Origin of the sequence: Geminicoccus sp., from assembly GCF_035556675.1 — a bacterium.
Lineage (GTDB): Bacteria > Pseudomonadota > Alphaproteobacteria > Geminicoccales > Geminicoccaceae > Geminicoccus.
Genome location: NZ_DATMFZ010000244.1, coordinates 1 through 8,321, shown reverse-complemented (window position 1 = coordinate 8,321; position 8,321 = coordinate 1). Strand labels below are relative to the sequence as shown.

8 protein-coding genes and 2 pseudogenes are annotated in these 8,321 nt (G+C 69.0%); 6 read left to right on the top strand and 4 right to left on the bottom strand.

Annotated elements, in window-relative coordinates; all coding sequences use genetic code 11:
• The 3 genes and pseudogenes from VNS22_RS17195 to VNS22_RS17185 form a co-directional block, all read left to right on the top strand.
• Nucleotides 1–183, top strand: a pseudogene (locus VNS22_RS17195) (histone deacetylase family protein); the annotation flags it as partial.
• A gap of 139 nt (nucleotides 184–322) precedes the next feature.
• Nucleotides 323–622 carry a hypothetical protein gene (locus VNS22_RS17190; RefSeq protein WP_325734551.1) on the top strand — a complete coding sequence of 100 codons (300 nt, stop codon included), beginning with the start codon at nucleotides 323–325 and terminating at the stop codon, nucleotides 620–622.
• A 71-nt stretch (nucleotides 623–693) separates the two neighbouring features.
• A complete protein-coding gene (locus VNS22_RS17185) occupies nucleotides 694–1,065 on the top strand; it encodes a hypothetical protein (protein ID WP_325734549.1) in 372 nt (123 codons plus the stop codon).
• Nucleotides 1,066–1,083: 18 nt separating this feature from the next.
• Here the strand turns inward: VNS22_RS17185 and VNS22_RS17180 are convergent, their stop codons facing one another.
• Both VNS22_RS17180 and VNS22_RS17175 read right to left on the bottom strand, forming a co-directional pair.
• On the bottom strand, nucleotides 1,084–2,523 hold the full coding sequence (locus tag VNS22_RS17180) for a PQQ-dependent sugar dehydrogenase (protein WP_325734547.1): 1,440 nt from the start codon (nucleotides 2,521–2,523) through the stop codon (nucleotides 1,084–1,086).
• 452 nt (nucleotides 2,524–2,975) lie between these two features.
• Complete coding sequence (locus VNS22_RS17175; protein ID WP_325734545.1) at nucleotides 2,976–3,470, bottom strand: RT0821/Lpp0805 family surface protein; 495 nt, start codon at nucleotides 3,468–3,470, stop codon at nucleotides 2,976–2,978.
• 78 nt (nucleotides 3,471–3,548) lie between these two features.
• On the opposite strand from VNS22_RS17175, the gene VNS22_RS17170 reads away from it, so the two are divergent.
• From VNS22_RS17170 to VNS22_RS17160, 3 genes are read left to right on the top strand one after another with little or no spacing between them, the layout of a single operon-like run.
• Nucleotides 3,549–4,496 (top strand): DMT family transporter, encoded by a 948-nt coding sequence (locus tag VNS22_RS17170; protein WP_325734543.1) that lies wholly within the window; start codon nucleotides 3,549–3,551, stop codon nucleotides 4,494–4,496.
• Between the two features lie 16 nt (nucleotides 4,497–4,512).
• Complete coding sequence (locus tag VNS22_RS17165) at nucleotides 4,513–5,379, top strand: DMT family transporter (RefSeq protein WP_325734541.1); 867 nt, start codon at nucleotides 4,513–4,515, stop codon at nucleotides 5,377–5,379.
• A 32-nt stretch (nucleotides 5,380–5,411) separates the two neighbouring features.
• Nucleotides 5,412–6,689, top strand: a complete 1,278-nt coding sequence (locus VNS22_RS17160; protein ID WP_325734539.1) for an amidohydrolase family protein — start codon at nucleotides 5,412–5,414, stop codon at nucleotides 6,687–6,689.
• Nucleotides 6,690–6,713: 24 nt separating this feature from the next.
• Here the strand turns inward: VNS22_RS17160 and VNS22_RS17155 are convergent, their stop codons facing one another.
• Both VNS22_RS17155 and VNS22_RS17150 read right to left on the bottom strand, forming a co-directional pair.
• Nucleotides 6,714–8,078, bottom strand: a complete 1,365-nt coding sequence (locus tag VNS22_RS17155) for a glycosyltransferase family 2 protein (protein ID WP_325734537.1) — start codon at nucleotides 8,076–8,078, stop codon at nucleotides 6,714–6,716.
• Nucleotides 8,075–8,321 (bottom strand): annotated as a pseudogene (locus VNS22_RS17150) (hypothetical protein); the annotation flags it as partial. The pseudogene VNS22_RS17150 and the gene VNS22_RS17155, both read right to left, overlap by 4 nt.

Sequence of the window (8,321 nt, the reverse complement as noted above, 5' to 3'; positions counted from 1 at the left end):
GTGGACACGTTCAAGGACGACCCGATCTCGCAGTTCCGGCTGGAAAGCGAGCACTTCCCGCTGATCGGCCAGCGCATCGCGAAGCTCGGCCTACCGACCCTGTTCGTGATGGAAGGTGGCTATGCGGTGGCTGAAATCGGCGTGAACGCCGTGAACGTGCTGGAAGGCTATCTGGGCGGCTGACCGGCCCGTCGCCGCACGGTCGAACTCCTGTCGCGTGCGTGTCGAGCGCCGCCCGCACGCATGTCACCTGGCCATGATCAATCTCCTGCCGATCGGACGACCGTCCTGATCGGAACGTCAGCTCGGCAGGAGCCGGAACATGACGCACGCCCGCCTGGGCATCGTCGCGGACATCCATCGTGGTCACGGAGAGCGGCAAGGCGGCCTTGTGGATCTCCGGCCATGTCCGCTGGAACAGCCTGACGATCGTGAACGGCATCCCTATGTCACGATCCAGTCGCTCATCGGGCCCCTCATCACCCTGCCGGAACCGGGCGGCTCCTACCTCGGACTGAAGATCGCTGACCCCGTGTTCGAGCTGACCGTGCGTGGCCGCGACCCGTTCCACCTGCGCCTGCCGTTTAGGCCCTCCGGCGAGCGGCGCTGGCTCGGGAAGTGACGACCGTCACATGCATGGCTGGCCATCCGCCTAGTTTTCCGGGAAGTTGACGCTGGTGGAGGAAACGAACCATGCGCATTCCCGCTCTCGCGGCCTTGAGTGCCCTGTGGCTGGTGGCGCTGATGGCACCGGCGGCACTGGCGTTCGATGCCGGCGGCTTCGCCTTCCAGCAGCGCCAGCACAGCCTGCAGCGCCAGCAGGCCGGCGTGGACGACGATCCCGCGGCTGAAGCGGACGGCACGCTGCCCGCCGGCACCCAGGAAGCGATGCTCCGGGAGATGGAAGAGCTCAAGGAACAGGCGCGTGCGGAGCTTCAGCCGGAATATGAGCGCCGCGTCGCCGCCGACGGCCAGGAGGCGGCGGACCAGTGGCTGACGGCGGAAGCCCAGGCGCGCGGCGAGCAGGCGGGCCGCTACCTGCGTGAAAAATACGGCCTCGACTGAGGAAGCAAGCGTCCTTCCTCAGCCCTGCCGCAGCCGGCGGATCATGCCGTCCTGCTTGGTCAGGATGTAGACCTCGCCGTTCTCGCCCTGGCCAAAGCGCAGGTCGACCCGGCCGTTCATCCCCTGGACCAGGTTCTGCAGGGTCACGGTGCGGCCCTGGTGGCGGAAGGTCAGCTCGCGGATCGTCGTCTGGCGGCCCAGCCGCAGCTCGGCCACCGGTACATGGAACACCCGCCCGTTGACGATGTCGCCGAACAGGTAGTGGCCGCGCAGGGCCGGCGCCGCATTGCCGCGATAAACGAAGCCGCCCGCGATCGCCCGGCCCTCGTCATGGTCGTACTGCGCCACCGGATAGGTGTAGCTCGGGTCGTTGGCGGGCAGGCGCGACAGGTTCTGCGGGTTGCGCCGGTCGATGACGAAGGTGCCCTCCCGCAGCGGCCAGCCATAGTTGGCGCCCTTGATGCCGAGATTGACCTCCTCGATATGCGACTGGCCGATATCGGTCAGGATGAAGGTGCCGCTGCCGCCCGGGTCGAAGCACAGGTTCTGCGGGTTGCGCAGGCCGCGGGCGAAGATCTCGGTCAGGTGGCCGCTGCGGCCGACGAACGGGTTGTCCGCCGGCACGCCATAGGCGCCGCCGTTGCTCTGCTGGAGCGGGTCGATCCGCAGGATCTTGCCATGGGCGCGGCGCGCCGACTGAGCCGCATCGTGCGGGTCGATGAAGGACGGGTTGTTGCCGCCGTCGCCGACGCCGATCAGCAGGTTGCCGTAGAAGCGGTCGGAGGGCCTGGCGTTCGGGTTGAACATGATCTGCCCGGTATTGTGGTCGGGCAGGTTCTGCGCGATCCGCAGCACCTCGCGCCGGGACGCCCGGTCGACCCTAGTCGGATCGGCGTTGTAGACCTTCCATTCCGCCAGAACGTCGTGGAAGTTCGCGCTGAACCGCCCCTCGAACAGGCGCACGTTGCCGGGCCGGCTGCCGACCGTCTCGGTGGTCACCGTATAGAACTTGCGGTGGCCGGGCCGGCCGGGCCTGGCGAAGTCCGGATGGAAGGCGAAGCTGCGCAGGCCCATCTGATTGCTGGTCGCGACGAATGCGCTACCGCGGACCGTCCGAACGTCCAGGAACAGCCGCGCTGCACCGCTTGCCGGGTCGATCAGCCAGATCTTGCCGCGCGTGTCGCAGGCGAACAGCCGCCCGCTGTCGTCACCGGCATGATAGAGCTGGTTCAGCAGCGTGTAGGGCTTGGTGCTGCGGCTGCGCGGTGGCGCGCTGAAGTCGACCAGCTCGATCGCCGGCAGCGAACTCTTCTGGATCTGCGCAGGGATCGGGTCGGTGATGGCCGCCTCGGCCTGCCCGGCCAGGCCCGGCAGGAACCCTCCTGCCATCAGGCCGCCAATGCCGGCCATGACCTGCCGGCGGTTCGGTTGCTGCATGGCGACACGGTCGTTCCGCATGTCCCGCTCCCTGATCCATCCTGCCGGATGAGCCGCAGCGCTGGCGTCCAGCCCAGCAGGGCACATGCGAACGGCAGGCGGCCCACTGGTTCTCAGCGGAGCAGGTAGACCTCGTTTCCGGAAAGACGATGCTTGCGGAGCTGCTGCGACAATGAGGTCCGGGAAGGACCGCAGCAAAAAAAGTGGCCGGGTCTTGCGACCCGGCCGAGTAGATCAGGGAGGCTAAATGCTGGAACGAACCGTAGGTCCGCTGACCCAGTGAAACCGGGCCCGGCGCCGAGGGAGCGAACTCGACCTCATCGCCGGCAGGACACTCCAGGCCGGTGCCTTGCTGCAGTGCAATATGCAGTCACCACCCCTGCCTGACAACCATGCGGATTGTGATGGCAGCCATGCGGTTTCCGGGAACCGCTTGACCTTCCAGGCGTCAGCCGGCGATCCGCCCTACGGCGTCAGCCGATGATCCGCCAAGTGCCGTCCGGCTGGCGGCAGGCCGAGCCGGTCGCAGTCTCCGGCCGCCCGTCGACATAGATCGTGGTCTCGTAGTCGCGACAGTCATAGGCACCCTGGCGATAGGTGCGGGTCGGCGTGGTATAGCCGTAATTGCCGCTGTCCGGGTTGTGCCAGGAGGCCGGCGTGCCGGAGCGGTTGTATTCCAGCGCGTCCGTGGCGGCATAGCCGGCATACTGGCGGTCCATGTCGTCCAGCGACGAGCCAATCGAGTTGCCGATCATCGCACCCAGCAGCGTGCCGACCGCCGTATAGACGAAGCCGCGGTCGCCGCTGGCGTTCTTGCCGATGGCGGCACCCAGCAGCCCGCCGCCGGCACCGCCCAGCACCGTGCCCATCGTCGCCTTGGGATTGTCGGCATAAAGGTTGTAGCTGGGGCCGGTCGAGCAGGCGGCCAGCAGGCTCGCGAGCGGAACAACCATGAGGAGGCGGCGCATCGACATTCTCCGAGATCAACCGGTTCCCGCCATCCTAGCGCGGCCTGCCTGAACGGAAGCTGTCAGAAAACCGAGGCCGTGCTTGCCCTGCGTCCCGACGAACGGCTAGGGCCGCCCTGCCTGGTCTGCTCCAGGAGGGAGCTAGCCCTGCCCACCGCCGCCGACAATCTGCGCGCCGCCCTGCTGATGGCGTTCGCCTCGGTCGTGTTCACCATCAACGACGCGCTGGTGAAGGTCCTGACCGGCGAGGGCGTGCCGATCGGCCTGATCCTGGCGGTGCGCGGCGTGTTCATGGTGCTGATCTTCCTCGTCCTGTTCCGCGGCCGGGGCGACGACTGGCGGCTCTACCAGTTCCGCGACCCGCTGGTGGTGCTGCGTGCCTGCGCCGAGGCGGCGCTGTCCTGGGTGATGTTCACCTCGCTGATGCTCCTGCCGATCGCGACGGTGACCGCGCTGTTCTTCACCACGCCGATGCTGGCCACCGCGCTCGGCGCCCTGTTCCTGGGCGAGCGGGTGCGGATCTGGCGCTGGACCGCGGTGGTGCTGGGCTTCGTCGGCATCCTGATCGCGACCCGGCCGGGTTCGGCCGCGTTCGAGCCGACCCTGCTCCTGCCGCTCCTGGCGGCACTGATCGCGGCCCTGCGCGACCTCATCACCCGGCGCCTGGCCCACGGCATCCCGACCAGGGTGGTGGCGATGTCCACCACGGTCGCCACCTGCCTCAGCGGCTTCGCCTCGGTTCCGTTCCTGCCCTGGCCGCCCCTGGAACTCCCGCTGGTCGGCATCCTGGCCGGCTCGGCGCTGATCTCGGGCGTGGCGCTGTTCGCCTATATCGGCGCCAGCCGCCTGGGCGAGATCAGCTTCCTGGCGCCGATCCGCTACCTGTCCCTGCCGACCGCCGGCCTCCTGGGCTTTCTGATCTGGGGCGACCTGCCCGACCGCTTCGCCCTGCTGGGGACCGCGCTGATCGTGGGCTCGGGCGTGCTGATCTTCTACCGCGAGCAGCGCCTCGCCCGCCGCCGCTGACGTTCCGAGGGTTTTCATGGCCGCTGTCACCGACAATCTGCGCGCCGCCGGCTTCGTGCTGGGCGCCATCGCCTTCTGGGCCATCGGCGACACCGTGGTGAAGCTGCTGGCCGAGACCATGTCGGTGCCCGAGATCGTGTTCCTGCGCGGCCTCGTCAGCGTGGCCCTGGTGGTGCTGCTGGCAAGGGCCGGCGGCTGGCGCCCTTCCCGGCAGACCCTCGCCCACCCGATGGTGCTGCTGCGCGGCCTGTTCGAGGTCGGGACCGTGTTCACCTACCTGCTGGGGGTGGCGAACCTGCCGCTCGCGGTCGCCAATACCCTGATCTTCACCTCGCCACTGTTCGGCGTGGCGCTGGGCGGTCTGGTGCTGCGCGAGCGGCTGGGGCCGGCACGCCTTGGGGCGGTGGCGCTGGGATTTGCCGGCATGCTGCTGGTGACCGACCCGCTGGGGGCCTCCGCCTCCTGGTGGCTGGCCTTCCCGCTGGCCGGTGCGGTCTTCCAGGCCCTAGGTGACCTGCTGACCCGGCGCATCCCGCGGCACGTCCCGACCAATTCGATCATGGTCGCCACGCTCGCCCTGATGACGCTGGGCGGCGGGATCGGCAGCATCGGCAGCCTGCGCCTGCCCACCCCTGGCGAAGCCGGCTTCCTCCTGCTCGGTGCCGTGCTCGTGGTCGGCGCCTATGCCTGCTACATCCGCGCCTTCCGCATCGGCGAGATGAGCTTCGCCGCCCCGTTCAAGTATGCCTCGATCCCGCTCGCCATGCTGATCGGCTGGCTGGTCTGGGCGGACCGACCGAGCCTAGGCATGCTCTGTGGTGCTACGCTCATCATCATGGCCGGCATCCTGATCGTCTGGCAGGATCGGCCGGGCGATGCATAGCCCGCTGGAGTAGGCGACCCTTGAAGCTCGACATGATCGTTCGCGATGCCACCCTGCCCGATGGGCAGACCGGCATGGACATCCTGATCTCGGACGGCCTGATCCAGGCGGTGGGCCCCGGGATCGAGGCATCCGGGCACGAGGAGATCGACGCGGCCGGCCGGCTGGTCAGCCCGCCCTTCGTCGACTGCCATTTCCACATGGACGCGACCCTGTCGCTCGGCACGCCGCGCCTGAACCGCTCCGGCACGCTCCTGGAGGGCATCGCGCTCTGGGCCGAGCTCAAGCCGCTGCTCACCCAGGAGGCGGTGATCGAGCGGGCGCTACGCTATTGCGACATGGCGGTGGCGCAAGGCATCGGCGCCATCCGCACCCATGTCGATGTCTGCGACGACCGCCTGACCGGGGTGGAGGCGCTGATCGAGGTGCGTGCCCGGGTGGCACCCTACCTCACCCTGCAGCTGGTGGCCTTCCCCCAGGATGGCCTCTACCGCTACCCGAACGCCCGGCAGAACCTCCTGCGGGCCCTCGACCTGGGCGTCGACGTGATCGGCGGCATCCCGCATTTCGAGCGGACCATGGAGGATGGGCGTCGCTCGGTCACCGAGCTGTGCGAGCTCGGCGCCAAGCTCGGCCGGATGGTCGACCTCCATTGTGACGAGAGCGACGATCCGCATTCCCGCCATGTCGAGCAGCTGGCCTACGAGGCCCAGCGCCTGGGCCTGGGCAGCCGGGTGACCGGCTCGCACCTGACCTCCATGCACAGCATGGACAACTACTATGCCAGCAAGCTGATCGATCTCGTCGCCGAGAGCGGCATGAACGCGGTCTGCAACCCGCTGATCAACATCACGCTCCAGGGCCGCCACGACACCTATCCGCGCCGCCGCGGCCTGACCCGGGTGCCGGAACTGCAGGCGGCCGGCGTGCCGGTGGCGTTCGGCCAGGACTGCGTGATGGACCCTTGGTACTCGCTGGGCTCGGGCGACATGCTGGAGGTCGCCCATATGGGTGTCCACGCCGTGCCGATGACCTCACCCAAGGACATTCATGCCGCCTTCGAAGCGGTGACCAGCGTGCCGGCCGCCCTGATGGGACTGGAAGGCTACGGGGTGGCGCCCGGCTGCAAGGCCGATCTCGTGGTGCTGGACGCCGCCGATACGGTCGAGGCGGTGCGCATCAAACCGGCCCGGCTGTTCGTGATCCGGGCCGGTCGGGTGGTGGCGCGCGCCGCACCGCGTACCAGCAGCCTGGAGCTGCCGGGACGGCCAGCCTCGGTCACGTTCGGCCGCGGCATCTCGCCTGCCTGACGCCGCGGTTCTGAGCGGCTGCCGTCAGCCGCTGCCCACCTGCGGCTGGGCAGCGGCCGGCCGGCGGAGACGGCGGGTCTCCCAGCGGCTGCGCAGATAGGCAAGCGGCCCCTGCACCAGCCCCAGCAGTTCCAGCCGGGTCAGCTCGGCGGGATAGCTGCCCTGCTTTTTGCGATTCTTGGTTGAGTTCGGGCTCAGCGCATGGCGCAGCCCCACGGGTGCGCGCCGCAACAGTTCCGGCAGCCGGTCTGGATGATCCAGCACGAGCTTGGTCAGGTAGGCGCCGAGGCCCACCCCATAGCCGCGGACCTGCCGGCGCAGCCCGGCATAGTCCCGGCGGTGCTGATGGCGCAGCAGTGCTGCCGGCTGGTAGACCAGCCGGTGCCCGGACAGGATGATCTCCAGGAAAGCGGCCAGGTCGTCGGCCCCCTGCGCGGTGGTCCCGGCACCCAGTGCCGGGTCGAACCCGCCGATCCGGCGCAGCGCACCGGTGCGGAACGCCATGTTGGCGCCGGATCCGAACATGCCGGCCGCATAGGGAAACAGCGGATGGTCGCGGCGGTGCTCGGCCAGGTCGAAGACCTGGCGCTCGAAGCCCTTGCCGAACCCGCCGAACTCCTCGATCCAGCCCTGAGGCGCCGTCTCGATCTCCAGAGGCACGATCATGCCGGTGACGCAGGCGACCGCAGGATCCGCCTGGAACTCGGCCATGATCTCGCGCAGCCAGCCGGGGTCGAGCAGCACGTCGTCATCGGTGAACGCCACGATCGACGTGGTCACCTCGGCAAGGCCGCGATTATGAGCGATTGCCAGGCCCGGCCGGTCTTCCCGGACATAGCGCAGGCCGGGCAGCCCGCCGAACCGCGTGCGCAGCATGTCGCGCGTCGCGTCGTTCGAGGGAGCGCTGTCTACCACCACGATGTCGAAGCCCGGATGGTCCATCGCCAGGAGCGATTCCAGGCAGGCGGCGAGACTCTCCGGTCGATCACGGGTTGCGATCAGCACGGTGGCGTTCAGGGGCGCCCCGACCAGCTGCCGTGCCGGCGTATCGAACCAGCCGGACCATCCGGCAAGGCCACCAGGCGGCAGCTCGGCGAGCGCTGGATGCCCGGCCCGGACCAGCCAGGCGTTCACCGCCGGGCCGATCCTGTCCCATACCGCCTGGCGGAGGGGGCCGGCCCCCAGACCGCCCACCACGAGCGGGATCTCTGCAATGCCGATCGGCTGCCCGCCCAGTCGTGCCAGTACCAGCGCACGTGCATAGGGCTGGCCGGACGTATCGCGGGCGGGCGGCAGGGCCGGGATGGCGGCGCCGAGCTCAAGGTCCACCATCCTGGCCGGGGTGAAGTTGGCTGCAGGCGGCATGCCGCCCTGAATGTCGCGGCTCATGTACGTTCTATCCGAGTGACCAGACCTCCCGCTATCGCGCCTGGCGCGGTGGCGGCCTCCTTATCAGGCCGCCAGGTGCAGCGGGTCACGAGATAGCCGGCGGTCGTGAGCGCCAGGCCGAACCCGATCATCGCCGCCCGTGCCCAGCCGTCCAGCCGGCCGCTCCGGAACGGGTCGGCCAAGCCGCGGAGCACGCCGGCAGGAAGGGTGCGCAGGACATAGCGGCGCTCGGTCGCGAGCATG

Excerpts from the sequence above, each read along its gene's own strand:
- VNS22_RS17180 (WP_325734547.1), bottom strand. The coding sequence starts at position 2,523 with ATGCGGAACGACCGTGTCGCCATGCAGCAACCGAACCGCCGGCAGGTC.
- VNS22_RS17175 (WP_325734545.1), bottom strand. The coding sequence starts at position 3,470 with ATGCGCCGCCTCCTCATGGTTGTTCCGCTCGCGAGCCTGCTGGCCGCC.
- VNS22_RS17155 (WP_325734537.1), bottom strand. The coding sequence starts at position 8,078 with ATGAGCCGCGACATTCAGGGCGGCATGCCGCCTGCAGCCAACTTCACC.
- VNS22_RS17190 (WP_325734551.1), top strand. The coding sequence starts at position 323 with ATGACGCACGCCCGCCTGGGCATCGTCGCGGACATCCATCGTGGTCAC.
- VNS22_RS17160 (WP_325734539.1), top strand. The coding sequence starts at position 5,412 with ATGATCGTTCGCGATGCCACCCTGCCCGATGGGCAGACCGGCATGGAC.
- VNS22_RS17185 (WP_325734549.1), top strand. The coding sequence starts at position 694 with ATGCGCATTCCCGCTCTCGCGGCCTTGAGTGCCCTGTGGCTGGTGGCG.
- VNS22_RS17165 (WP_325734541.1), top strand. The coding sequence starts at position 4,513 with ATGGCCGCTGTCACCGACAATCTGCGCGCCGCCGGCTTCGTGCTGGGC.